At 71.1% G+C, this 24,087-nt stretch carries 21 protein-coding genes and 1 riboswitch; of the genes, 7 read left to right on the top strand and 14 right to left on the bottom strand.

Annotated elements, in window-relative coordinates; genetic code table 11:
* Genes LXN57_RS12750 through LXN57_RS12740 form a run of 3 tightly spaced genes read left to right on the top strand, consistent with a single transcriptional unit; the run spans position 1 to position 4,282 of the window.
* The gene (locus LXN57_RS12750; RefSeq protein WP_251798269.1) at positions 1-591 is read left to right on the top strand and encodes a TetR/AcrR family transcriptional regulator; all 591 of its coding nucleotides are present in this window, start codon (positions 1-3) and stop codon (positions 589-591) included.
* Positions 591-2,327, top strand: a complete 1,737-nt coding sequence (locus LXN57_RS12745; RefSeq protein ID WP_251798268.1) for an ABC transporter ATP-binding protein — start codon at positions 591-593, stop codon at positions 2,325-2,327. The genes LXN57_RS12750 and LXN57_RS12745 overlap by 1 nt, the downstream gene beginning before the upstream one ends.
* The gene (locus LXN57_RS12740) at positions 2,324-4,282 is read left to right on the top strand and encodes an ABC transporter ATP-binding protein (protein WP_285904616.1); all 1,959 of its coding nucleotides are present in this window, start codon (positions 2,324-2,326) and stop codon (positions 4,280-4,282) included. Before LXN57_RS12745 ends, LXN57_RS12740 begins: the two co-directional genes overlap by 4 nt.
* Before the next feature lie 57 nt (positions 4,283-4,339).
* Here LXN57_RS12740 and LXN57_RS12735 read toward each other — a convergent pair whose 3' ends face one another.
* The 7 genes from LXN57_RS12735 to LXN57_RS12705 form a co-directional block, all read right to left on the bottom strand.
* Complete coding sequence (locus tag LXN57_RS12735) at positions 4,340-7,216, bottom strand: Calx-beta domain-containing protein (RefSeq protein ID WP_251798267.1); 2,877 nt, start codon at positions 7,214-7,216, stop codon at positions 4,340-4,342.
* A gap of 14 nt (positions 7,217-7,230) precedes the next feature.
* A riboswitch (cyclic di-GMP riboswitch) is annotated at positions 7,231-7,305 on the bottom strand.
* Between the two features lie 396 nt (positions 7,306-7,701).
* Positions 7,702-8,889 carry a hypothetical protein gene (locus tag LXN57_RS12730; RefSeq protein ID WP_251798266.1) on the bottom strand — a complete coding sequence of 396 codons (1,188 nt, stop codon included), beginning with the start codon at positions 8,887-8,889 and terminating at the stop codon, positions 7,702-7,704.
* A gap of 58 nt (positions 8,890-8,947) precedes the next feature.
* Positions 8,948-9,169 carry a ferredoxin gene (locus LXN57_RS12725; RefSeq protein ID WP_251798265.1) on the bottom strand — a complete coding sequence of 74 codons (222 nt, stop codon included), beginning with the start codon at positions 9,167-9,169 and terminating at the stop codon, positions 8,948-8,950.
* Positions 9,166-10,389, bottom strand: coding sequence for an NADH-ubiquinone oxidoreductase-F iron-sulfur binding region domain-containing protein (locus tag LXN57_RS12720; RefSeq protein WP_251798264.1), 1,224 nt, complete (start codon positions 10,387-10,389; stop codon positions 9,166-9,168). Before LXN57_RS12720 ends, LXN57_RS12725 begins: the two co-directional genes overlap by 4 nt.
* Positions 10,386-11,003: a ferric reductase-like transmembrane domain-containing protein gene (locus LXN57_RS12715; protein WP_251798263.1), complete on the bottom strand. Its 618-nt coding sequence runs from the start codon at positions 11,001-11,003 to the stop codon at positions 10,386-10,388. The genes LXN57_RS12720 and LXN57_RS12715 overlap by 4 nt, the downstream gene beginning before the upstream one ends.
* Complete coding sequence (locus LXN57_RS12710) at positions 11,000-11,923, bottom strand: FAD:protein FMN transferase (RefSeq protein WP_251798262.1); 924 nt, start codon at positions 11,921-11,923, stop codon at positions 11,000-11,002. Before LXN57_RS12710 ends, LXN57_RS12715 begins: the two co-directional genes overlap by 4 nt.
* Complete coding sequence (locus LXN57_RS12705) at positions 11,923-12,168, bottom strand: hypothetical protein (protein ID WP_251798261.1); 246 nt, start codon at positions 12,166-12,168, stop codon at positions 11,923-11,925. Before LXN57_RS12705 ends, LXN57_RS12710 begins: the two co-directional genes overlap by 1 nt.
* Positions 12,169-12,326: 158 nt before the next feature.
* Between LXN57_RS12705 and LXN57_RS12700 the strand changes: the two genes are divergently transcribed.
* Positions 12,327-14,993, top strand: coding sequence for a helix-turn-helix transcriptional regulator (locus LXN57_RS12700; protein ID WP_251798260.1), 2,667 nt, complete (start codon positions 12,327-12,329; stop codon positions 14,991-14,993).
* A gap of 3 nt (positions 14,994-14,996) precedes the next feature.
* Here the strand turns inward: LXN57_RS12700 and LXN57_RS12695 are convergent, their stop codons facing one another.
* From LXN57_RS12695 to LXN57_RS12670, 6 genes are all read right to left on the bottom strand, one after another.
* A complete protein-coding gene (locus LXN57_RS12695) occupies positions 14,997-15,614 on the bottom strand; it encodes a response regulator (RefSeq protein ID WP_251798259.1) in 618 nt (205 codons plus the stop codon).
* A complete protein-coding gene (locus LXN57_RS12690; RefSeq protein WP_251798258.1) occupies positions 15,611-16,771 on the bottom strand; it encodes a sensor histidine kinase in 1,161 nt (386 codons plus the stop codon). Before LXN57_RS12690 ends, LXN57_RS12695 begins: the two co-directional genes overlap by 4 nt.
* On the bottom strand, positions 16,732-17,523 hold the full coding sequence (locus LXN57_RS12685; RefSeq protein ID WP_251798257.1) for an ABC transporter permease: 792 nt from the start codon (positions 17,521-17,523) through the stop codon (positions 16,732-16,734). The genes LXN57_RS12690 and LXN57_RS12685 overlap by 40 nt, the downstream gene beginning before the upstream one ends.
* Positions 17,520-18,356 carry an ABC transporter ATP-binding protein gene (locus LXN57_RS12680; protein WP_251798256.1) on the bottom strand — a complete coding sequence of 279 codons (837 nt, stop codon included), beginning with the start codon at positions 18,354-18,356 and terminating at the stop codon, positions 17,520-17,522. Before LXN57_RS12680 ends, LXN57_RS12685 begins: the two co-directional genes overlap by 4 nt.
* Positions 18,357-18,581: 225 nt before the next feature.
* Complete coding sequence (locus tag LXN57_RS12675) at positions 18,582-19,340, bottom strand: ABC transporter permease (RefSeq protein ID WP_251798255.1); 759 nt, start codon at positions 19,338-19,340, stop codon at positions 18,582-18,584.
* Complete coding sequence (locus LXN57_RS12670; protein ID WP_251798254.1) at positions 19,337-20,509, bottom strand: ATP-binding cassette domain-containing protein; 1,173 nt, start codon at positions 20,507-20,509, stop codon at positions 19,337-19,339. The genes LXN57_RS12675 and LXN57_RS12670 overlap by 4 nt, the downstream gene beginning before the upstream one ends.
* Before the next feature lie 69 nt (positions 20,510-20,578).
* Between LXN57_RS12670 and rnhA the strand changes: the two genes are divergently transcribed.
* From rnhA to LXN57_RS12655, 3 genes are all read left to right on the top strand, one after another.
* Positions 20,579-21,046, top strand: a complete 468-nt coding sequence (rnhA, locus tag LXN57_RS12665; protein WP_251798253.1) for a ribonuclease HI — start codon at positions 20,579-20,581, stop codon at positions 21,044-21,046.
* A 74-nt stretch (positions 21,047-21,120) separates the two neighbouring features.
* Positions 21,121-22,176: a hypothetical protein gene (locus LXN57_RS12660; protein WP_251798252.1), complete on the top strand. Its 1,056-nt coding sequence runs from the start codon at positions 21,121-21,123 to the stop codon at positions 22,174-22,176.
* A gap of 9 nt (positions 22,177-22,185) precedes the next feature.
* Complete coding sequence (locus LXN57_RS12655) at positions 22,186-22,533, top strand: MmcQ/YjbR family DNA-binding protein (protein ID WP_251798251.1); 348 nt, start codon at positions 22,186-22,188, stop codon at positions 22,531-22,533.
* 193 nt (positions 22,534-22,726) lie between these two features.
* On the opposite strand, the gene LXN57_RS12650 is transcribed toward LXN57_RS12655, so the two are convergent.
* Entirely contained in the window at positions 22,727-23,821 is a 1,095-nt protein-coding gene (locus LXN57_RS12650) for an NAD(P)-dependent oxidoreductase (protein ID WP_251798250.1), read from the bottom strand.
* Positions 23,822-24,087: the final 266 nt, after the last annotated feature.

The following is a 24,087-nucleotide window of genomic DNA, read 5'->3' as shown; positions in this document are numbered from 1 at the left end:
GTGGAGAACAAGCGACGACGTGTGCCCGCGCTCGCGCCCGAGGAGCGCCGCGCGGCCCTGATCGACGCGACCATCCCGTTGCTGCACGAGCACGGGCTGGACGTCAGCACCCGGCAGATCGCCCGGGCGGCCGGCGTGGCCGAGGGCACGATCTTCGGCGTCTTCGAGACGAAGACGTCGCTGGTGGTGTGCTCGGTGATCAAGGCGCTCGACCCGCAGCTGACGCTCGACGCGCTGGCCGCGATCGACCGCTCCCAGCCGCTGCGCGAGCGGCTGATCCGGGCGGCAGAGCTGATACACGCCCGATTCGCGGAAAACGCCCAGCTCATGACGGCGGCGCGGAAGCTGCTCCTCACCGGCGACGCCACCGGGCAGATGCTCGCGAACCGGCAGTCTCTGCAGGCTGCCCTGACCGACGTGATCACGGAAGGCGCCGACCAACTGCGCCGCCCACCGGCGGCGGTGGCCTCACTGCTGCTGCTGTTCTGCGGCGCCAACACGTACGGGCCGTTCGGCGACCCGGACAACTTCAGCGGCGAGGAGACGGTCTCCCTGCTGCTCGACGGACTGCTCCGACGGGGGACCCAGTAGTGCTCATCCAACTGCTCCGAACCTACTTACGCCCGTACCGGCGGGACATCACGCTCGTCGTGCTCTTCCAGTTCCTCCAGACGCTGGCCACGCTCTATCTGCCCACGCTGTTCGCCGACATCATCGACAACGGCGTGGTCGAGGGCGACACCGGTTACGTCATGCGGATCGGCGGGTGGATGCTCGCGATCACGCTGGCCAGCATCGCCGCCCAGGTCGTCGCGGTCTACTTCGGCGCCCGTACGGCGATGGCCGTGGGACGCGACGTGCGGGCCTCGATCTTCGGGCAGGTGCAGAAGTTCTCGGCCCGCGAGGTGGGCCAGTTCGGCGCCCCGTCGCTGATCACGCGCACCACCAACGACGTCCAGCAGGTCCAGATGCTGGTGCTGATGACCTTCACGCTGATGGTCTCGGCGCCGATCATGTGCGTCGGCGGCATCGTGCTGGCCCTGCGGCTCGACGTGCCGCTGTCGTCGCTGCTCCTGGTCATCGTGCCGGTGCTGGTGGCCACGGTGGCCGCGATCATCGTGCGGATGCGTCCGCTGTTCCGGACGATGCAGACCCGCATCGACCGGGTCAACCGGGTCATGCGCGAGCAGATCACCGGCATCCGGGTGATCCGCGCGTTCGTCCGCGACGACCGTGAGCAGGCCCGCTACCAGGACGCCAACGCCTCGCTGACCGACGTGTCGCTCCGGGTCGGCAAGCTGATGGCGCTGATGTTCCCGACGGTCATGCTGATCGTGAACCTGTCCAGCGTCGCCGTGCTCTGGTTCGGCGGCCACCGCATCGACTCCGGCGCGATGCAGATCGGCGCGCTGACCGCGTTCCTCAGTTATCTCATGCAGATCCTCATGTCGATCATGATGGCCACCTTCATGTTCGTGATGATCCCGCGGGCCGAGGTCTGCGCCGAGCGCATCGAGGAGGTGCTGGGCACCGAGTCGAGCGTGGTGCCGGCCACCGACCCGGTCACCGAGGTCCCCCAGCACGGCCGGCTCGACCTGCGCGACGTCGGCTTCAGCTACCCCGGCGCCGAGACGGCCGTGCTCAGCGAGATCAGCCTGGCCGCCCGGCCGGGCGAGGTCACGGCGGTCATCGGCAGCACCGGCAGCGGCAAGACCACGCTGCTCAACCTGGTGCCGCGGCTCTTCGACGCCACCTCGGGCACCGTGCTGGTCGACGGCGTCGACGTCCGCGACCTCGAGCCGGCACTGCTGTCGCGGCTGGTCGGCCTGGTCCCCCAGCGGCCTTACCTGTTCTCCGGCACGATCGCCTCCAATCTGCGGTACGGCAATCCGGACGCGACCGACGAGCAGCTGTGGGAGGCCCTCGAGATCGCCCAGGCCCGCGGCTTCGTCGAACAGATGGAGGGCGGCCTGGAGGCGCCGATCGCTCAGGGCGGCACCAACGTGTCGGGTGGCCAGCGGCAACGGCTGGCCATCGCGCGGGCCCTGGTCAACCGGCCCGAGATCTACCTGTTCGACGACTCGTTCTCGGCGCTCGACTACGCCACCGACGCGGCCCTGCGGTCGGCGCTCGCCGAGCACACCGCCGACGCCACCGTGGTCATCGTCGCCCAGCGGGTGAGCACCATCCGCGACGCCGACCGGATCATCGTCCTCGACGACGGCCGGGTGGCCGGCACCGGCACCCACGCCGAACTCATGTCCGCCAACGCCACCTACCGGGAGATCGTGCTCTCCCAGCTCACCGCTGAGGAGGCCGCCGTATGACTGCCCCTGCCCGCCGGCCCGGCCCACCCGTGGGCGGTCCTCCCGCCGTACGCATGATGGCCGGCCCCGCCCCGACCGAGAAACTCCAGGACTTCAAGGGATCCACCAAGCGCCTGCTGGGACTGCTGAAACCGCAGCGGCTGCTGGTGGTCGTGGTCATGGTGGCCGGCGCGATCAGCGTCGCCCTGTCGGTGCTCGGCCCCTACCTGCTGGGCCGCGCCACCGACGTCATCTTCGCCGGCTTCATCGGCAACATGGTCGACGGCGACGTCACCAAAGCCGAGGCGATCGCCGCGCTGCGCGCCGGCGGTGAGAACACGCAGGCCGACCTGCTCGGCGCGATCGACTTCACACCCGGCCAGGGCATCGACTTCGACCGCCTGGCCCGGGTGCTGATGTGGGTCGCGGTGATCTACGTCTTCGCGTGGCTGTTCGGTGTGCTGCAGGGCCGCATCACGGCGACCGTGGTGCAGACGGCCGTCTACCGCCTGCGCGAGCAGGTCGAGGCCAAGCTGGCCCGGCTGCCGCTGTCGTACTTCGACCAGCAGCCCCGCGGCGAGGTGCTGAGCCGGGCCACCAACGACACCGACAACATCGCGCAAACCCTGCAGCAGACGTTCGCCCAGCTGACCACGGCCCTGCTGACGATCATCGGCGTGCTCGGCGCGATGTTCTGGATCTCGCCCCTGCTGGCGTTGATCGCGCTGATCACGGTGCCGGTGTCGTTCTTCGTGACGACGGCGGTCGGCAAGCGCTCCCAGCCCAACTTCGTGGCCCAGTGGGCGACGACGGGCAAGCTCAACGGCCACATCGAGGAGATGTTCACCGGGCATTCCCTGGTCAAGGTCTTCGGGCGGCAGGACGAAGCCTCGGCGGTCTTCGCCGAGCACAACGACAAGCTGTACGCGTCGTCGTTCCGGGCGCAGTTCATCAGCGGCCTCATCCAGCCGGCCATGATGTTCATCAGCAACCTGAACTACGTGCTGGTGGCGGTCGTCGGCGGCCTGCGGGTGGCGTCCGGCTCGCTGTCGCTGGGCGAGGTGCAGGCGTTCATCACGTACTCGCGGCAGTTCAGCCAGCCGCTGACCCAGGTCGCCTCGATGGCCAACCTGATCCAGTCCGGCGTGGCGTCCGCCGAGCGGGTGTTCGCCCTGCTCGACGCCCCGGAACAGTCCCCCGATCCGGACTCCGCCGGACTCTCCGACGTGCGGGGGCGGGTGGCGTTCGACGACGTCTCGTTCCGCTACGTGCCCGACAAGCCGCTCATCGAGCACCTGTCGCTCGAGGCCGCGCCGGGCCAGACCGTGGCGATCGTCGGGCCGACCGGCGCCGGCAAGACCACGCTGGTGAACCTGCTGATGCGGTTCTACGACGTGGACTCGGGGCGGATCCTGCTCGACGGCATCGACATCGCGACCATGCCCCGGGCGCTCCTGCGCGAGGAGATCGGCATGGTGCTGCAGGACACGTGGCTGTTCGGCGGCACGATCGCCGAGAACATCGCGTACGGCGCCGACTCGTTCGACATGGAAGCGGTGGTGCGGGCGGCCGAGGCCGCGCACGTCGACCCCTTCGTACGGATGCTGCCGGACGGCTACGACACGGTGATCGACGAGGAGGGCTCGAACGTCAGCGCCGGCCAGAAACAGCTGATCACCATCGCCCGGGCGTTCCTGGCCGAGCCCAGCATCCTGATCCTCGACGAGGCGACGAGCTCGGTCGACACCCGTACGGAAGTGCTGATCCAACGCGCCATGGCCACCCTGCGCGAGGGCCGGACCTCGTTCGTGATCGCCCACCGCCTGTCGACGATTCGCGACGCCGACATGATCCTGGTGATGGAGGAGGGCCGGATCGTCGAACAGGGCACCCACGACGAGCTGATCGCCGCCGGCGGCGCGTACGCGAGGTTGTACTCGGCGCAGTTCGCCCAGGCCGCGGTCGAGGTGGACTGAGCGTTCACACAACGAAACGGGGGCGGCCGATGGCCGCCCCCGTCTTGCTACTGGTGCTTACCTGATGACCGGGCGGACGATGCCCGTCCAACCAGTGTTGATGCCCATGTCGGCGTCGCCTTCGACCCAGGCGCGCAGGGCGACCAGGCCCCGGGGCGCCCACGTCGTGGCGGTGTAGGCGCCGTTCACGTTGGCCCTGCTCACCAGGATGTTGGTCCAGGTGTTGGGACCGGTCCAGCGCTGAACGACGACCTTACGGCCGGAGGCGTTCGGGTTGGTCTTGACGAGGACCGTGACGCGGCCCCGCGAGGGCGAGCTCGCCGTGAGCGAAGCCCACTGGTTCACCCACACCGTCTTTTCGTCGGAGTTGACCTCCTGGGACTGCGTGACGAACCGCATGCCCTGCGAGATCGACCGCGAGAACGAGTAGCTGCCGGTCGTGCCGGCCTTGCTGTTCGCGATCCACTTCAGCTCGCCACCGGCGACCGGGGCGCCCCACAGCTCGACCGTGGCGTTGGCCGCGACGGTACCGGTGATCGAGACGGGACCCGTGCCGTTGACCGACGCCGGAGCGGTGATCGTGGGCTTCGGAGCCTCACCCGGCTCCTCGCCACCCGGCTCCTCGCCACCACCGGCGGAGCCCGTGATGACGATGACGCCGTCGGTCACCGTGCCGACACCGCCGAGGCCGGTGCCCGTACCGACGATGGTCTCGTCGGGCTCGTCGAGCTTGTCCTCGAGCAGCGGGATGCTGGCGACCGGAATGGTCGCGCCGGACGGGGTGCCGGCCGGGATCGGGATCACCTGGGTGCCCGGGTTGGTGAAGTCGCCGACGTCAGCGGCCTTGCTGCCCTTGATCGAACCGCCGCCGAAGCTCACCGACAGGCTGAGCGGCGACTGCGAGGTGCCGGTGAGCGTGCCGGTCACGTTGACCGTCTCGCCCTCCTTGCCCTTAGCGGAGTTGATCTCCAGGTCCGGCGCCTTGTCATCGTTAGTCAGCGTGACGGTGATCGGGTCGTCAGCCGCACCCGAGATCAGCGCGAGGCTGGGAGCATCCGTGACGCTGCTCTTGAGCGAGACGGTCTCGTCCGGCTCGTAGATCTCGTCACCGTTGACCAGGACGACCGCCTGGCCGCTCATCATCTCCGGCTGGATCGTGACCGTGCTGGTCAGCAGGCTGTAGTCGCCGCTGCCTGGCGTGGCCGCGCTGTAGGTGGCCGAGGCCGAGCCGGTGCCGTTGTCGACGATGCCGACAACCAGCGGGTGGTCGCTCGGATTGCTCAGCTTGACCGGCAGCAGCCATGCCTTCGGGCCGTTGCCCTCCTTCTCGACCGCGTCGTCGAAGGAGACGCTCGGGGCCGAGTCGTCGTCCGTGATGGTGATCGTGGTCGGGCCGGACGGGCTCAGCGTCACCGGGTTCTCCGAGATCGGAGAAGCCGTGGTGATGTTGAAGGTTTCGCCGGTGCCCTCGTCGACATTGTCACCGATGATCTCAACGGCGAAGGTCTGAGTAGTGGCGCCGGGGGCGAAGACAAGCCGGCCGCTGTTGGCCATGTAGTCCTTGCCGGCGACGGCCTTGCCGTAGCCGGTGCCGCTGGCGGCCGTGGCCCATTCAGCCGTGACCGTCTTGCCCGACTTGCTGCTCAGCGTGGCGGTGAAGGTCGCCCACTTCTTGCCCGAATCACCCTCCGCCACCGCGCTCGGCGCGATGGTCAGGGTCGGTGCGGAGCTGGTGTCGGTGATCGTGCCGGTCGCCTTGGACGGCGTGCCCAGGGCCGCGTTGACCGGGCTGGCCAATTCGATCGCGTAGTCCTCGTCGAGCTCGTTGACCCCGTCGGCGGTCAGCGGGATGCTGATTGGGGCGGTGGTCTGACCGGTCGCGATGGTGACAGTGCGGCTCGCCGGGTAGGTGAAATCGTCACCGGACGTGGCCTTGGCCCGGCCGGTGGCCGGCGTGACGTCAGCCGAGTTCCAGTTCACCGACATCGGCAGTTCGGAGCCGACACTGGCCGTGACCGTGAACGAGGCGCTGTGGCCCTCGGCCTGCGCACCGCCGCCCGAAAGGGTCAGCTTCGGCGTGGTCTGCGCGTCGACGATGCTGACCGTCGCGCTGGTGGCGTTCACGCCGGTGTTCGCGACGTTCGCGGACGCGCTGCCGTTGACCACGAAGTTCTCGGTGTCCAGCTGGTCCTTCACGCCGTCGTTGGCGATCGGGATTTCCTTGGTGATGCTGGGGCTGCCGGCCAGGATGGTCACCGCCGAGGCACTCAGCGCCGTGTAGTCGTTCGACGAGGTCGCGGTGCCATTGGCCGTGTTGAGCGTGATTTCGGTATCGCGGCCCGAGATCGCGCTGAGGGACGCCGTGACGATCGTCTTGGCGCCGGCCGACTCGGTCACCGGGTTCGGCGAGGCCGAGAGGCTGTACGACGGCGCGGCGTCGTCGTTGTTGATCGTCAGGACCTGCGTGTTGGAAGCGACGGCAGGTACAACCGTGCTGTCCTTCACCTCGACCACGAAGGTCTCGTCCCACTCGTAAACCGAGTCCTGCGTCGTCGGCAGCGTCACGGTCCAGGGGCCCGCGGTCGAGGCGTCGATAGTCGTGGTCGAGAGCGCGCCGATGTCGCTGGTCAGGTTGGCCTGGCGGGCGTTCAGCGTAGCGTCCGCACCGATGGTAATCGTATAGGTGCCGGTGGTGATGTTCGGGTCCTTGGCGATGCTGAGGCTGAACGGGCTGCCCTCAGTCACCGCCGCCGCGGTGGGCGTGATTGTGAAGTCGCTCGTCGCAGCCGAGGCAGGCGAGACGAACATAAGCGCCGGCACCAGGCCGACGCCGAGCGCGGTGACGGCTGCGAGGGCCGTCCGCACGGTCTTGGGGCCACGCAGCGCGAACGGAACCGAGCCGCTCGAGTCTGCATGGGCTTTGGGATAGCGCATGTCTTTCGTTCTCCTTCGGCGGCTGGGCTGCCTCGTGGAGGCCCCTGGCTTTGCGTCTCCGCCTTGCGACGGGTTTGCCTGTTCGGGTACCGCACCGATGGGCGGGGCTCGAAGCGCCGGTTCGGACCGGCCCGAGCAGCGAAAGCCGAGAAAGATCCGGCTTCTCGCCTTCCGTAATCTAACCGGCTTAATGTGGCGTTAGCGGCGGAACGCTTTTTTCGGCTGAAATCGTCCTAACCGCTCAAGGCCACCCGCGCGAGCGACCACAACCGCCTGCATCCGGCGCGAGAAGAATGACCCACGCAGGGCGCGCTGATCATGTAAGAGTTGGTCCACCCGAACCCCCGCCCGCCGGGGCGGGTCGACCCTACGTTTTTCGAGGTCCGGGGATAGCTATCCATATCCCAGCGGCGACAGGTTATCCACAGACCCGCCCAAGACTCCGCGAGCGCCACCTGGCCCAAGCTGCCCGACGGTCGGCGATCCTAAGCGGAACGCCGCCGGCGCAGGGCGGAGCGCAGCAGCCACGGCGCCAGACCCACGGCGAGGAGCAGGGTCAGGAGGGGAAGCTGCCACCAGCGGGACAGGACCCGGGACGGGGGCTCGGGCGCGGCGGCCACCCAGGGGCGGGCGGATTTGGACCAGGCCAGGAAGGCGTCGCCCACGGGAGCGGCGCCGAACGCGTACCTCTTCGTTCCCGGGGTGTAGACCGGCAGGCCCGCCACCTCGCCGAAGCGGGCCAGGCCGTCGGCCAGGGACTCGTCGCCGTGGACCTTGGCGGCGCCGATCGTCACGACCGTGGCTGACAGGCTCACGCCCAGGACCAGGGGGCCCGAGTCGACGTTCGAGGGGCCGTCCGTGCCGACCGGGTGTTCGCGCACGGTGGGGCCGAGGCCCAGCGGCGCCGCGAGGAACCACGTGCGGAATCTTGTGTACTGCTGGCGCGCCAGCTCGGGGTCGATCTCGGGCAGGAAGCGGTTGATGATGCTCTGCGACGAGCCCTGCGCGCCGGAGGTGGGCTCACCCGTGTCGGGGTCGGCCGTGTGCGGGATGAGCTGGGTGGCGGGGTCGAGACGGGCCTGCACGTTGGCCAGCCAGCGGATGACCGTGACGTCGTACGCGGGGGTTCGCAGTTTGTCGTGCAGGCGCAGCGAGGCGATCGCCACCGTGGAGTCGACCGGCCACGCCTGGCCGGGGTACGACGCCAGGAACGGGGTCGGTGAGGCGTCGAAGGCGGCGGCGATGGCGGCCGAGTCCTCGTCGAAGGCGCGCACCTGGGCGGCGTCACGGGCGGCTTCCGGTACGCGGGAGAGGATGCCCCCGCGCAGCCAGTTGACCCAGCCGCGGTAGAAGACGCCGTATTGCAGGGGCATCTCGCCCGCGAACGGCGCCCGGCCGGCGTCCGATTCGAGGCGGCTCAGGGCCCACCACGCGTCGTCGAGCCGGCCGGCGTCGACCGAGGCCAGGCCGTACAGCGCGTACGAGAAGAAATAGCCCTCGGGGAAGAGCTGTTGCGCGTCCTCGGCGGCGCCGGAGTCGAGCTCGGCCCGAAGGTAGGCCAATTGGCGGCGTACGCCGGAATCGCCGTCGGCCGGGGCAACCAGCCGGACCACCGCGAGAGCGGCGGCGGCGCTGATGACCACAGCGACGAGGAGCCCGAGAAACTTACGCACCGGACGAGCTTAGAGACGCCGAGCAAACGGGGACTGGCATCCACTTACGAGTCGCCGATCACACGGGCGCTGGGCCGGTGACGACCCTGGTCAGCCGCAATGCCAGGGCCGGGCACCGATCCACGGCCTGGCGTGCCGCCGGCTCCAACGCCGGCGGCACGCTCATGTCCCCGCGCGGCACCGGATAACCCCAGTCGTCCTCGACCAGCAACTCGGGCAGCAGTTCAGCACACAGCCCCCGCCCGTCACAGGCTGTCCAATCGACATGCAGCCGGTTCATCGCCCCTCCTCCGTGGCCAGGCAGCGTCCGGTCAGGTGGGCGGCGACGTCGGCTTCGAAGGCGCGCATCGCGCTGTGGATCAGGCGGGCGGTGCCGTCGGGATGACGGCAGGCGCCGCGGCCCGTGACCAGCCGGGCGAGCCGGTCGACCTCGGCCGGCAACCCTGGGCGAGCCCGGCGGTGAGCCAGATCGGTCAGCGTGCTCGCGAGCCGCGGCAGCCCGTTCAGACACGGTCCACATTGACCGGCCACCTGCCCGGCGAGATAGCCCACGATGCGGGCCGTCTCCATCAAGCCGCAGGCGTTCCGCGGCAGGGCGACGATCACACCGGCGCCCGGGCTTCCCCCGTACGGCATGAGACCCGCGCGACTGACCGGCAGCGCTCCCTCAGCCGGCACCCACCCACCGTGATAGCCACCCACCAGCACCGCGCTCAGCGGAGCGGTCGCACCGCCCGCAGCCGCGATGAGGTCACCGAGAGCCACGCCGTAACCGGCCTCAACCACTCCTGGTGAGGCGACAGCACCACTGACCGTGGCCAGAAAGGTTCCCGGCTCCTCGGCCGTACCCGCCGCGCGGAACCACCCCGGCCCGTAGCGGGCGATCATCGCGAGATGGGCGAGCGTCTCGACGTTCTGCACGAGCGTAGGCGCGCCGCCCGGCCCGGACTCGGTGATCCGCACCAGCTTGTCGGTCGGCACGGCTCCCCGGCCCGCCACCGCCGCAGCGGCCGCCGACTCCTCCCCCGCGACAAACGCGTCCGGCGCCGCGACCAGCCGCACCGGCACCCGATCGAGCCGCGCCCCGCGCCGGGCGTCGATGAGCTCCCGCAACGCCCGGTGGCCGGCAGCCGGCGCATAGAGCACAACGCTCTGAGCCCCCAGCGCCATCAGCTGCAGACCATCAAGAACCAGATTCGGCGCGTACGTCAACAGAGCGCGATCCTTCCCACTGGCCGGCTCCCCCTCGGCTCCGTTCGCGATCACCACCGGCGCCCGCCCGCCCGCCGCGACCGCGCTGAGCTTGCGCCAAACCGGAAAGCCGGCCCCGCCCCGCCCCGTGAGCCCCGCATCCCGGGCCATCCCCATCACCTGGTTGGTCTCGCGCACCGGCAGGCGCCCATGCTGGGCAAGGTGGCTGTCCAGCCGCCCGTCATTGCTCCCGGCCAGCAGCCGAAGCTGCACCTGACGCCCCGGCGGCGCCTCCACAACGCTGATCATCGTGCCTCCTCGAGGGTGCCGGCTTCGGCCGGTCGGGTCCGGGTGGGGAGCAGCCGCGGGTTGACCTGACGGGGTGCCCGCTGGGGGAACCGGCCGAAGCCGGGGGTCAGGCGCCAGACGACGGCGGCCAGGACCGTGGCGGTGCAGAGCGCCGAAATCGACCAGAGCCAGACAGTGCCGTTGTCGGAACCGGTGCCCAAGCCGTGCAGCAGGGCTGTCGGCCAGCTCAGGTAGGCCAGCCAGTGCACGATCCGCCAGGTGCGGACGCCCAACCGGCGGCGCAGCAGGCTGGTGGCGACGATCGCCAGCACGAGGTCGAACGCCAGTGTGCCCAGGCCCTGCCACACGGGGCGGTAGTTGCCGGCGAACGGCAGAACCAGGTCGAAGACGCGCAGCTGGGCGTACGGGTCGAAGAGGAGGCTCACCAGGTGGCCCACCAGGAACACCACGGCCAGCAGGGCGGCGTTGCGATGCACCAGGTTCACCGCGAAGGCGGGCAGGCCGAACGCCGTACGGCCGCTTCGAGCGCCGATGCCCAGCGCGACGACCACGGTCAGCAGGACCAGTGACACCACGCCGCTACCGCGGGCGAAGTACCAGAGCGCGTCGGTCATGACGGCCAGCCGCCCCTGCGCAGGACCTCCAGGGAGGGTGTGACCAGGCGACTCGGGGCGCGGCCGAGCAGGGCGGGGGCGCCGTGGCCGCGGACGATCGCGGCCGTGGTCAGGGTGTTCGCGCGCAGGCACGAGGTGGCGGCGACCGAGACCGTGCGCCAGACCCGCGTGGCCGGTCGGCCGGTGCGTGGGTCGACGATGTGGTGCAGGAGCTCGCCGGGGCGGCCCCACGTGCGGGACACGGTGCTCGATGTGGCCAGGGCGGCGCCGGCCGGCAGCCGTACCGCGCAGGAAGGGTCTTCCGGTCCGTCCCGCACCAGGACCCGCCAGCCGCCGTCGGGGGCCGGGCCGGCCGTCGCGATGTCGCCGCCCAGCGCTACCAGCACGCCGACGCCCAGCTCGCGGGCGACCCGCGCTGCCGCCCGGTCGGCGGCGAACGCCTTCGCGGTGGCGCCCAGGTCGAGCAGGACGCCGTCGGGCACGGTCAGCTCGCGGCCGCGCAGCCGCACCGACCGCCAGTCGGGGGTGGGGAAGACTCGGACCGCCGGCGCCACCGGGCGACCGGTCAGGGCGGCGAAGTCACGGTCGTAGCCGAGGCCGCACAGGGCCCCGCCCACGGTGGGGTCGACATCGCCGGCCGTCTCGCGGGCCGCGGTCAGCGCCGCGCCGACCAGCGCGGCGAGCAGCGGGGTGACCACGACCGGCCGCCCGGCCCGGCACGCCGCGCGCAGCTCGGAGTCCTCGCGGAACCGGCTGCACGCCTCATCGACGGCCGCCAGCTCGGCACGAACGATCGCCGCCGCTTCACCCGCCGCCGACGCGGCAGCAGCCCGGGAGAAGACGACGACGCGGGCCACCGTGCCCCACACGTTCCACTGCGCGGTGTCGGCGCCGACCGGCAGGGTTTCCACCAACGGCATCAGGAACCCCCGGAAGTCGCCTGGCCACCGCTGCTGCTGCCACCGCTGTCGTCGGAGAGCGCCGGCCACTCCTCGGTCGTGGTGGCGGAGTCCGAGGGCGAAGTCGCCGACTCCTCGGGGGTTGTCGTGGCTGACCTTTCCGACGCGTACGCGGCGGCGGCCACAGCAGCCGTTCCGGTCGCGCTCGCCACCACCAGTGCTCCGGTGAGCAACGCCGCCCTTCGCCGGCCGGTCTCCCGTTTCATGCCCTGCCTCCGTTCGCCGGTGTTCCCTCCTGGTGACACCTCAGCAACGGTGCGCGTTCCGCCTCGCCCGGACCTATGGGCACGCTTGGCAGTTCCTGTGAACAATCCCCTGGTGGGCGGCCCGCCTCCGCAACTAGGTTCGATCGGGGGGCGGATCAATGGGTGAGCTGGTCGTCGGGCGTGCGGAGGAGATCGGGCCGCTGCGCGCCCTGCTCGACCGCCTGCCGCGGGAGGGCGGCTCGCTCGTTCTGCGCGGCGACGCCGGGGTGGGCAAGTCGACGCTTCTCGGCTGGGCCGCCGCCGAGGCCGGGCGCAGGGGGCTGCGTACGGTCACCGTCACCGGGGTGCAGGCCGAGTTCGACCTTCCGTACGCCGGTCTGGACCGCCTGGTCACCGGTCTTCCGCCGCAGGAGTCGACCGCCGCGGCCCGCGCCGTGGTGCGCGCCGCCCTGGACGGCGACCTGACCCCCGTACGCGTGGCTCTGGCGCTGTTGACCCTGCTGACCGAGTCGGCGGGAACGCTGCTGCTGGCCGATGACGCCCAGTGGCTGGACGATGCGAGCTGGGACGCGCTGACGTTCGTCGCCCGGCGGCTGGCCGGTGACCCCGTCCTGATCCTGATGACGATGCGCAACGGGGCTGAGACCACGCAGCGTCTTGCCGGCGCCGCGCTGCCCGAGCTGACCGTGGAGCCGCTGGCCCACGCCGACGCCGCCGCCCTGCTGGATCAGCGGGCGCCCGCCCTGCGCCCGGACGTGCGGGACAGGGTTCTGGCCGAGGCCGCCGGCAACCCGTTGGGCCTGGTCGAGCTGGCCTCGCTCGGCGACCGCACCGGCCGCCTGCCGGAGGATCTGCCGTTGCCGGCCCGGCTGGAGCGCTCGTTCGCGCTGTCCGTCGACGCCCTGCCCGAGGCCACCCAGACCCTGCTCCAGGTCGCGGCGTTCAACGACGGTTCCGATGTGTACGAGACCGTGGCCGCCGCCGCCGGTCTGGCCGCGATCACCATCGACGACCTCACCCCGGCCGTCGCGGCCGATCTCGTGCGGGTCGACGGCTTCGGCGCCTTGCGGTTCCGTCACCCGCTGGTCCGGTCCGCCCTGCGCCAGGCCGTGCCGGCCGGCCGTCGCCGCGACATCCACGCCGCCCTGGCCGCCACGATCCCGGACGCGCCGGGCGACGAACGCCGGATCTGGCACCTGGCCGCCGCCACCACCCGCCCCGACGAGCGGATCGCGGCCGAGCTGGACCAGGCCGCCCAGCGGGCCCGCCGCCGCGGCACGCTCGGTTCCGCGATCGTCGGCCTGGAACGGGCGGCCCAGCTGACGCCCGACCCGGACGTGCAGGCGCACCGTCTCATGTGGGCCGTGGCGATGGCCCACGACCTGGGGGACCACGAGACGTTGCGCCGCCTGATGACCGCGTTGTCGGCGCGCACCCTGCCCCCACCGGTGCAGGCCCGGCTCAACTGGTTCCGCGAGGTGATGCTGGGCAGCGGCTGGTCGGGCGCCGAACGGCTGACCTCGTTCGTCGAGGCGGTCGACCAGGTGCGCCGGGACGGCGATCCGGAGCTGGCGCTGACCGAGCTGGCGAACAACGCGCTGCGCTGCTACTGGTCGAATGCGGACGACCGGACCCGTACGGCCATGGTCGACGCGGTCGAGCGGTTCGACCTGCCACCGGACAACGCCCAGCGCATCGCCGTGCTGGCGATGGCCGCCCCGCTCGAACGGGGCCCGGAGGTGATCGCGTCGATCGACCGGTTGTCGCGCCGGCTGCTCGGCACGCCGGAGGAGCTCGACCTGCTCGCGGTGTCGGCGTCCGGCCTCGGCTCGTGGCGTCGGTCGGTCGTCTTGTGCCGGGCCGCCGCCAACTCCGCGCGGGCCGAGGGGCGGCTCGGCCTGCTCACCCAGACGCTGGTCACCGAGGCCACGGTGGCCGGTCAGCTCGGCGATGTGCGCCTGGCCGAGCAGGCCGCGACCGAGGCGTTCGCCCTGGCCAACGAGACCGGTCAGCCGCGGTGGGGGCTGACCGCGTCGATGGCGCGGGGGTACGCGGCGGCGCTACGGGGTGACAACGCCACGGCGGAGCGGCTGGCGCACGAGGCCGAGAGCGCCCTGCTGCCCGCCGGGGCGTACCCGATGCTGGCCCTGGTGCAGCTCATCCGGGGCGTCGGCGCCCTGGCGGAAGGCCGGCACGTGACCGCCTTCGAGCGGTTGTCCGCCGTCTTCGACCCCGACGACGTGCCCTACCACCCGGTCATCCGGCTGTGGGCGGTGAGCCACCTGGCCGACGCCGCGGTGGGCTGCGGCCGCGAGGACGACCTGCGGGCGATCATGGACGGGCTGCCCGACGTCGATCTGCCGGTGCTGCGGATGGGCCGCGCCTATGTGGCCGCCCTGCTGGAGCCGGGCGAGATCGAGGGTGTGATCGATGCGGACTACCCGTTCGAGCGGGCCCGGCTGCAGCACTCGTACGGCTCCTGGCTGCGCCGCCAGCGCCGGGTCAGCGAGTCCCGGATGCACCTGCGGGCGGCCACGACGGCCCTCAACGCCCTCGGTGTCACCCCGTGGGCCGAGCGCGCCCGGGCCGAACTGCGCGCGGCCGGCGAGAGCAGCCCGCGCCGCGAGGACGCCCGCGACCGGCTGACCCCGCAGGAGCTGCAGATCGCCATGCTGGCCGCCGACGGGCTCACGAACCGCGACATCGGCGAGCGCCTGTTCCTCTCGCCGCGCACGATCAGCACGCACCTCTACCACATCTTCCCGAAGCTGGGCGTCTCGTCGCGTACGGAGTTGGTGCGCACCCTGATCAGCGACCCGAGCTAGCAGCTAAAGCAGGTCGTGTTCCATGGCGGTGGTCACGGCGGCCGTACGGTCGGCCACGTCGAGCTTGTTGAAGGCGCGCAGCAGGTGGGTCTTCACCGTGGCCTCCGAGATGAACAGCTCACGGCCGATGTCGGCGTTGGTCAGCCCGCGCGCCACCAGGCGCAGCACCTCGGTCTCGCGGGCCGACAGGGCCGGCGGGGCAGGCCGGCGCACCTGCCGGACGAGGGTGGAGGCAACGCTCGGGGCCAGCACCGTCTCGCCGCGGGCAGCCGCGCGTACGGCGTCGGCCAGTTCCTGCGGTGAGGCGTCCTTGAGCAGGTAGCCGTTGGCCCCGGCCTCGATCGCCCGCAGGATGTCGCGGTCGGACTCGTACGTCGTCAGCACCAGCACCCGTACGCCCGGAGCCGACGCCACGATCTGCGAAGTGGCCGACACACCGTCGCCGCCCGGCATCCGCAGGTCCATCAGGACCACGTCGGGCCGCAGGCCGACGGCACGCTCGACCCCTTCGGCGCCGGACGACGCCTCCCCGACCACGCTCAGATCCGGTTCGGCGTCGAGCATGCCGCGCAGCCCGTGCCGCACCACCGGATGGTCGTCGACCAGCAGGATCGTGATCACGCCGGCACCGCCAGCTCGACCGTCGTGCCGGTGTCCGGGTCGCTGCGCACCGTCACACTCCCCCGCACCTGTTTCGCTCGTTCCCGCATGCCCGCCAGACCGTAGCCGTCGGCGTCGCCGGGGACGAAGCCGCGACCGTCGTCACGCACCACCAACCGCACCGAATCCGGCGTGTACGCCAGCAGCACCGCCGCCGCCCGGGCCTGAGCGTGCCGCCGCACGTTGGCGAGGGCCTCCTGGGCCGCTCGCAGCAGCACCACCTCGACCACCGTGGGCAGGGGTCGCTCGTCGCCGGTCACCCGCAGGCCCGCCTCGACCCCGGACTCCTCACCGAATCGCAGCACCTGGCGTCGTACGGCGGAAGGCAGCGACCCCGACGTCAGCTCGGCCGGCGAGAGCGCCGCGACCAGGCTCCGGGCCTCGGCCAGGTTTTCCCGGGCCGTCCGCACCGCCAGCGCCAGCCGCTCGTCGCGCAGCTCGGGGTCCGCCGCCTGGAGCAGCGTGATGATGCTGGTGAAACCCTGGGCCAGGGTGTCGTGGATCTCGCCCGCCAGCCGCGTCCGCTCGGCCGTCACCCCGGCCTCCCGCGAGAGCCGTGCGACCTCGGCCCGGCTGTTCTCCAGCTCCTCGATCAGGCGGTGCCGCTCCTGGCTCTGCCGCACCACCCGGACGATCCAGGTACCCAGCCAGATGCCGGCCGCACTCGAGATCACCGCGACCAGCAGGTCGAGGCCGACGGCGCCGGGCCGCAGGATCACGTCCGAGACGGGCAGCACCGCGTTCACCGCCACGACTGCGATCACTGCCGTCCGCAGCGGCACCATCTGGAAGATCAGCGGGTTCACCGCGAAGAGCAGCCAGTTCGCGTTGGGCACCAGCGTGACCGCCACGCCGAACAACACCAGTTCCGCCGCCAGCAGACCCGGGCGGGTCTCGTCCCGCTCGATCGCCCGGCGCCCGGCCGCGAAGTGCAACACGAGCAGGCCGGCGATCGCCCCCGTCGCGACGAGCCGCGCGCTCCAGCCGGGACCGTCCGAGGTGAGCACCACGACCGCCACCGCGACCGCGATCACCACCAGATAGACGTCCCACCAGAGGGTGCGCGGCAGCTCCGGCCTCACCGGTCGGGCCGGGTCCACCGGAACGTCACCAGACACAGCACCAATCCGATCACACACCAGGCGCCCAGCACCAAGGCGACGCGACCCAGCTCCCACTGCCCGGCCGCCTCGTTGACGCGCATGCCGTCGGGCAGGAACACGTAGCGGAATCCCTGAGCCATCCATTTCACCGGGAAGATCGAGGCGACCGAGATGAGCCACGACGGCAGCTGCGTCACCGGATAGATGAAGACGCCGGAGATGAATTGCAGCGCCACCACGGGCACATTCAGAATGGCGCCGGCCGTGCGGGCGTGCTTGACGATGGCGCTCACCGCCATGCCCAGCAGCGAACAGGCGACGACCGACAGCAGAAACATCCAGGCGAAGGTCAGCCAGTGTGAGGCGTCGGGCAGCGACATGCCGAAGACCAGGGCGCCCAGCGCGATGAGAACAACCGCCTCGGCGATGCTGAGGACCAGAACCAGAAAGAGCTTTCCCAGTACGTACGAGGTGGCCCTGATCGGCGTGCCGTGCAGCCGCTTGAGGGTGCCGTCCTCGCGGTCCATCGCCAGCCCCGCGCCCATCGTCACGAAGGCGGTGGTCAGAATTCCGTACGCGATCATGCTGGCCGAGAAGACGTGGCTGGCGCTGACGCCGGGCTGGTCGTACGAGTCCTGGAAAATGGTGCCGAACAACAGCAGCAGCATTCCCGGGAAAGCGAACGTGAAGACGACAGCCGTTCGGTCCCGGGCGAATTGCAGCAGCTCCACGTGGCCGCGGCTGGCTCCGAGGGCGAGGGTGCTCACAGGTGCGCTCCGATCAGGGTCAGGTAGGTGTCCTCGAGGGTCGGCCGGGTGACCGTCAGCGAGCTCAGATCGGTGTCGGCCGCGACCAGCTTGCGGATCAACGGGGTCGGATCGTCCACCTGCTCGGTGCGCAGCACGCCGTTCTCGCGCCAGCTGACCTTCGCACCGGCCGACGCCCGTCCGCCCAGCCCGGCCGGCGTGCCCACGGCGACGATCTCCCCGGCGGCCAGCACGGCCAGCCGGTCGGCCAGCGCCTCCGCCTCCTCCAGGTAGTGCGTGGTCAACAGGATCGTGGTGCCCTCCGCGGCCAGAGCCCGGATCAGATCCCAGAAGTGCCGGCGCGCCTCCGGGTCGAACCCGGTCGTCGGCTCGTCCAGAAAGAGCAGCTCGGGACGCCCGACGATGCCGAGCGCGACGTCCAGCCGGCGGCGCTGACCGCCGGAGAGCGTACGGATCCGGGACCCGCCCTTGGGGGTGAGCCCGACGAGGTCGATCACCTCGCCCGGCGGCCGCGGGTCCGGATAGAACCCGGCCAGATGCTTGACCATCTCGCTCACGGTCAGATCGGCCGCGTCGTCCGTGTCCTGCAACACGATGCCGATGCGCGCCCGCCAGTCGCTCCCGGCCGTCCCCGGGTCGACCCCCAGCACCCGCACCTCACCACCGTCCCGGCGACGGTGACCCTCCAGGATCTCGGTGGTCGTGGTCTTGCCGGCGCCGTTCGGGCCGAGCAGGGCGAACACCTCGCCCCGGGCCACCTCGAGATCGATGCCGCGGACCACCTCGTGCCCCCGGTAGGCCTTGCGCAGGCCCCGCACCTCAATCGCTGTCATGCCATTGATGGTGCTGCCTACCCGGGCCGCGGCGCGACGACCGTGCGGCCGTCAGTGGCTGTCCACCGAACGATGGACAGCAGCCGTCCCGCGCCCCGCCCCACCAGAACTCGCACGGGGCCGACGAGCGTTCCGCTTACTCCCAGCGGAACTTGCCCACCACGGCCGACGAGCGTTCCGCTTACTCCCAGCGGAACTTGCCCGCCGCGGCCGACGAGCGTCCGCTTACTCCCAGCGGAACTTGCGCGCCGCGGCCGTCACGAGGATGAGCGCCCAGGCGCCGAGGCTGAGCCAGATCGCGGTGGGCACACTCCTGCCGTACGACAGAGTTTCCCGCAACGCCTCGGCGTGGGCTGCCAGCGGAAGGACGAACCAACCCCAAGTGCCCAGGTCGGGGGCGGCGAACATGATGCCGCCGGCCGCCAGCATCAGCACGTAGATCAGGGTGGCCGCGCCCGTCGTCGCCTCGGGCCGCAGCAGGCTGGCCATCAGCAGGGCGAGTCCCGAGTACGCGGCGGTGGCGAGCACGGTGATGCCGAGCGCGGGCAGAACGGCCTCGAAGTGCGGCCGCCAGCCGACGGCGAAACCGACCGCGGCCAGCGCGATCAGCTGCACGACGATCAGGCCGAGCACGGCTGCGGTCTTCGCGAAGAGCAGGCCCGGGCGGGTCAGCGGCGAGGCGCCGAGTCGCTTGAGGACCCCGTAGCTGCGCTCGTAGCCGGTTGTGATCGCCTGGCCGGTGAAGGCCGTCGACATCACGGTCAGCGCCAGCACGCCGGGCACCACGAACGCCAGGCGGTCGTCGCCGGGCACGTTGGTGACCTCGGTCAGACCAGCGCCGAGCAGCACCAGCAGAGGCACGCCCATGGCCAGCACGACGGCCTCGCCGCGGCGCGCGGTCAGCGTCAGCTCCATCCGGATCTGGCTGGCCACGACGCTGCGCATCGGGGCGCGGCCGGGGGCGGGCGCGAACACTCCGCTCATCGGGCCACCTTCGTCTTCTCCCCGGTTGTGTTTTCGCCCTCGGCACTCTCGTCAGCGGCCTTATCTCCGGCGACCTTCTCACCAACAGCCTTGTGACCAGCCGCATTGTCGACAGCGGCTTTCTCGCCGACGGCCTTCTCACCAGCCGCTTTTCCGCTGGCTGCCTTCTCGCCAGCTGCCTTTTCTTCGACGGCCTTCTCGCCGGCCGCCTTGTCACCGGCCGCCTTGTCACCGGTCGGCTTCTCAGCGGTCGGCTTCTCACCGGTCGGCTTCTCACCGGTCGTGAGCGCGAGGTACACGTCCTCGAGGGTGCGCCGACGGGTGTTCACGGCGGTGACCTGCGCGTCCTTGGCGGCGAACCAGCCCAGCACGTCCGAGATGACGGCCGCGTCGAGGGCGCCGGCGATGGCGTACCCGCCGGGGGTGGTCTCGGTGACCTTGAGGTCGGCTAGCCGGCCGTCGGGCACCAGACCCGGGTCGGCGCGGACCTCGAGCAGGTCGATGCCGGCGGCCGCGGTCAGCTCGGCCGGGGTGCCGGTGGCGGCGACGACGCCCGAACGCATGATCACGACCTCGTCGGCCAGGCGTTCGGCCTCGTCGAGCAGGTGCGTGGTGAGCAGCACCGACACGCCGTCGGCGCGCAGCTCCTCGATCAGGCGCCAGGTGGTGTGACGGGCCTCGGTGTCCATGCCGGCCGTCGGCTCGTCGAGGAAGACCAATTCGGGCCGGCCGACCAGGGCCACGGCCAGGGAGAGGCGCTGCTGCTCGCCACCGGAGAGGCGACGCCACCTCGTACGCTCAAATTTGCGCAGGCCGAGGCGGTCGAGCAGCATGTCGACGTCGAGCGGGGTGGCGGCGAAGCTGGCGAACAGCCGCAGGATCTCGCCGGCGGTGGCCCACGGATAGACGCCGCCCGACTGCAGCATGATGCCGAGACGCGGCATCAGCGCATCGTGGTCGTCCACCGGGTCGAGGCCGAGCACCCGGGCCGTGCCGCCGTCGGCCCGGCGGAAGCCCTCGCACACCTGGAGCAGGCTCGTCTTGCCGGCGCCGTTGTGCCCGAGCAGGGAAAGCACCCGGCCCCGGCTGACGGTCAGTGACACACCGTCGACGGCGGTCGTGTCGCCGTAGCGCACGACCACATCCCGTACCTCGACCGCGTCTGTCACGGTCAACCACTTTACGTGGCGCTCGTTCCTGCACGGTCCCGGGCGGTGCGCCCCCGTTAGGGTGCTCACATGACCGTGGTGGAGATCTACACCGACGGGGCCTGCGCACCCAACCCCGGCCCCGGCGGCTGGGGCGCCGTGCTGCGCTACGGCACCCGGGAGAAGGACCTGTTCGGCGGCACCGCGGCCTCGACGACGAACAACCGGATGGAACTGATGGCGCCGATCCGGGCGCTCGAGACGCTCAACCGGGCGCCCCTGACGGTCAAGATGTACACCGACAGCGTCTACGTGCGCGACGGCATCACGAAGTGGCTGCCCCGCTGGTCCGCCAACGGCTGGCAGACGTCGGCCAAACAGCCGGTGAAGAACGTCGACCTGTGGAAGCGCCTCGACGAGGCGGTCCGCCGCCACGACGTGCAATGGCACTGGGTGAAAGGCCACGCCGGCCACCCCGAGAACGAGCGGGCCGACCGCCTGGCCGCCCGCGGCCTACAGGCGGCTGTGCAGGCGGGCGAAGTCGTCGGCGGCGCGTGAATCCCTGGTCATTCGATCGGGGTACGTCAAAAGGGCCATAGCTCTCGGTCTATCGACTTGGGAAGAATCAGAGCATGACCGCGCCCGGCGACCTTGTGCTGATCTTCATCCTCGTGGCCGTCTTCGTCGCCTCCTCCGGATACGCGGCCGGCCGCATGCACCAGCGCTACCAGCTGAAGCACGACCGCGAGGCGGCCTACCGCGACGGCTACGAGACCGCCTCCAGCCGCGTCTTCAGCCTGGCTGCCCGGGTCGCCGCCCCCAAACGCCCAGCCCGCGGCGCCGCACCCGTCCAGCCCAGCTCAGCGTCGCCCCGCTCAGCCCGGCACAGTTCAGCGTTGCTTGACTCGGCCCTGCCCGACTCGGCCCTGCCCGACTCGGCCCTACCCGACTCAGCGCCGCCCGACTCGGCCCTACCCGGCTCAGCGCTGCCCGGCTCAGCGCTGCCCGGCTCGGCCCGGCCCGGAACTGCCCAGCCCAGCTCGCCCTTTTCGGGCACTCCGCAGCCCGGCTCGGCGGCGCTCGGCGGGGGTGTCGAGGCGGAGCTGCCTTTCAACTCACGCCCCGATGCAGGGCCTTCGTCCGTCCCACCGACTGGCGACCCTGCGTCTTCCGATTCTTCGCGCCCCTTCGGCGACGCGGACCCGCCGGCCAAGCACGCGCACGCCACCCCCAATCCAGATCCCGGCCGCGCAGTCCGGCATCAGGGCGTTCCCACGCCGCCCCCCGAACTCATCATTCCCCACCGCCGCTCAGCCCCCGAAACCTCCGCCAAGAGCAAAGGCGCGTTGGGGTTCCCGGTCCCACCACCGCCCCCGCCCAGCACCGTGGCCGAACCGGCTGCCGTGGGCGGGGTCAACTTCCAGCCGTTCCGAGACCCTCGCCCAGCCGACGGTTCCGGCCCCGTACTGGGCCGCCGCGACACCCCCGCCGACCCACCACCCCCGTCGGGCGGCAAACACACCGTCCCCGACGAACTGGTGCAGGCCGCGACCTACCGCCTGCCACCCGACCGCATCTTCCGCGCGAAGGTCCCCAACAGCACACCCCTGCCCGAGCAGACAACGACCCACCTCTCGGTACCCAAGCCCCGCCGCCGGGCCGACGAGAATGTCGTACCCCCGTCGTAGGTTCGTCGCATGGTCACCGTCGACGACGTCCGGCGGGTGGTCCGCGACCTCCCGCGCAGCTCAGAACACCTGATAGCCGACCGCGTGAAGTTCCGCGTCGGCGCCATCGTCTACGTCGCCTTCTCCCGCGACGAGACAACCATGGGCTTCGCCTATCCCAAAGAGGAACGAGACGCCCTGATCGCCTCCGACCCGTCCACGTTCCACCTCCCCCGCGATTCCGACCTGCGCTTCAACTGGGCCCAGGCCTGGCTGTCCCCGCTGACCGAAAATAGGATGACTGAGCTGGTCCTCGATGCGTGGCGCATGGTTGTCCCCAAAAAGGTGTGGTCCGCCCACCTGCACCTCCCCACGTGATCGCGTTGCCATCCACGAGCGCCCCTCGCCAGTTCAAGCCCGCAGCCAACACCCACCGGGCAACGCCATAGCCCAGCTGAGCCGCGGCCGTCGCCTTCCGCTTCCGACCGTGCGCTTCCTCGCCTCGTTGAACTCACAGCCGTCAACTCTGCGTCCGCCGAGTTCGACCTCAGCGCGAGCGGGTCGCCTCCGGTCAACCGCGCAGCCCGGCCACGATCTCGGCGGGGGTGAGATTCCGTTCGTCCTCCGGGTCAGCCTTCGCCAGCTCGGTACGGGCGATGTCGGCATAGACATCGGCGATGGCGGCGTACAGCTCCGGCGCCAGACCGGCCGCCTGCTGGGTGACCGCCACCTCGCGCATCTCGTCGACGAATCGCCCGGCTTTGGTGGCCGAGCGAGCCACCCCTGAGCTGTCCGCCAACCCGTTGCGGTCGAGGTCGGCCAGCACCGCGTCGAGCACCCCGTGCGCATCCGCCGTGCGCAGCGCCTGCGTAACGAGCGCGGTGAGCCCTTTGTAGACGCCACCCGTGCACATCTTCAGCGCACTGGCCGAACCCACTTGATCATCCAGCACGATCGGCTCGACCTTTCCACCCCACGGCAACTCGGCCACCGCCGCCGCGTCCACCCCGGACAGATACAGCCGAGCCCCCGGCCGGACGCTGGGCGGCGGCCCCGAGATCGATCCGTCAACCACCCGCACACCCGTCAACGCCGAGGCGGCCGGCGGCTCGGAAGTCGACCGGTCGACCATCCGGCCACCCGGCAGCTCCGCAACCGGCCGGTCGAGCATTCGGCCGCTGGGCGATTCCGAAATCGACCGGTCGATCGTCCTGGCACCCGACGGCTCTGACATCGACCGGTCGAGCGTCCTGCCGCTGGGCGGCTCCGAGATCGGCCGGTCGGGGCGCCGGCCACCCGTCGGCGCCGAGGTGGGCGGTGCGCCCGTCAGTGCCCTGGCCACCCGGTCCATGGTCTGCGGCGACACCGCATTGAGGTCGGCGACGATCAGGCCCCGGCGGGTGGCGTCCCGCACCGGCAGGGCGGCCGCGACCGCTTCTGCGGTGGCGACGGCCGCGCCAGGTGGCGTCACCGAAAGCACGATGTCAGCCATCGCCACCACCTCGGCGAGGCTGGGAAGAAGTTCGAGTCCGGCCTCGGCAGCCAGCCGCCCGGTGCGCGCCGAACGTCCTTCCACCGTGGTGACCACCCGGGCGCCCCCTTGGCGCAGCGCAGCACCCAGCCCGGACCCCATGAATCCGGCACTCACCAGTCCGACGATCACCACAGCCCATCCCTCCTCTTAGCCGCGCGGCGTCCGCCACAACGGCACCACCGGCCGCAGACATCCTCCGCTCCCACCACCGCGCCCACCATCGTGCGAGGCAATCCGGGCCGGCCACCCCACCTTCCGCGACTTCCCGGCTTTGCCTACTCCATCGCGACGATCAGGAAAGCCCGCCATTCCCGGCGCTGCGCATGCTCGACATCTCCGGCCGACTCGGTCCTGCCCGCCGTCGCGCAAACGACGGGGGCCCTACACCCGCCGCCACA

Source organism: Paractinoplanes hotanensis (assembly GCF_023717965.1).
Taxonomy (GTDB): Bacteria; Actinomycetota; Actinomycetes; order Mycobacteriales; family Micromonosporaceae; genus Actinoplanes; species Actinoplanes polyasparticus.
Note: the sequence above shows the minus strand (reverse complement) of the source record. Positions and strands in the feature narration are given on the sequence as shown.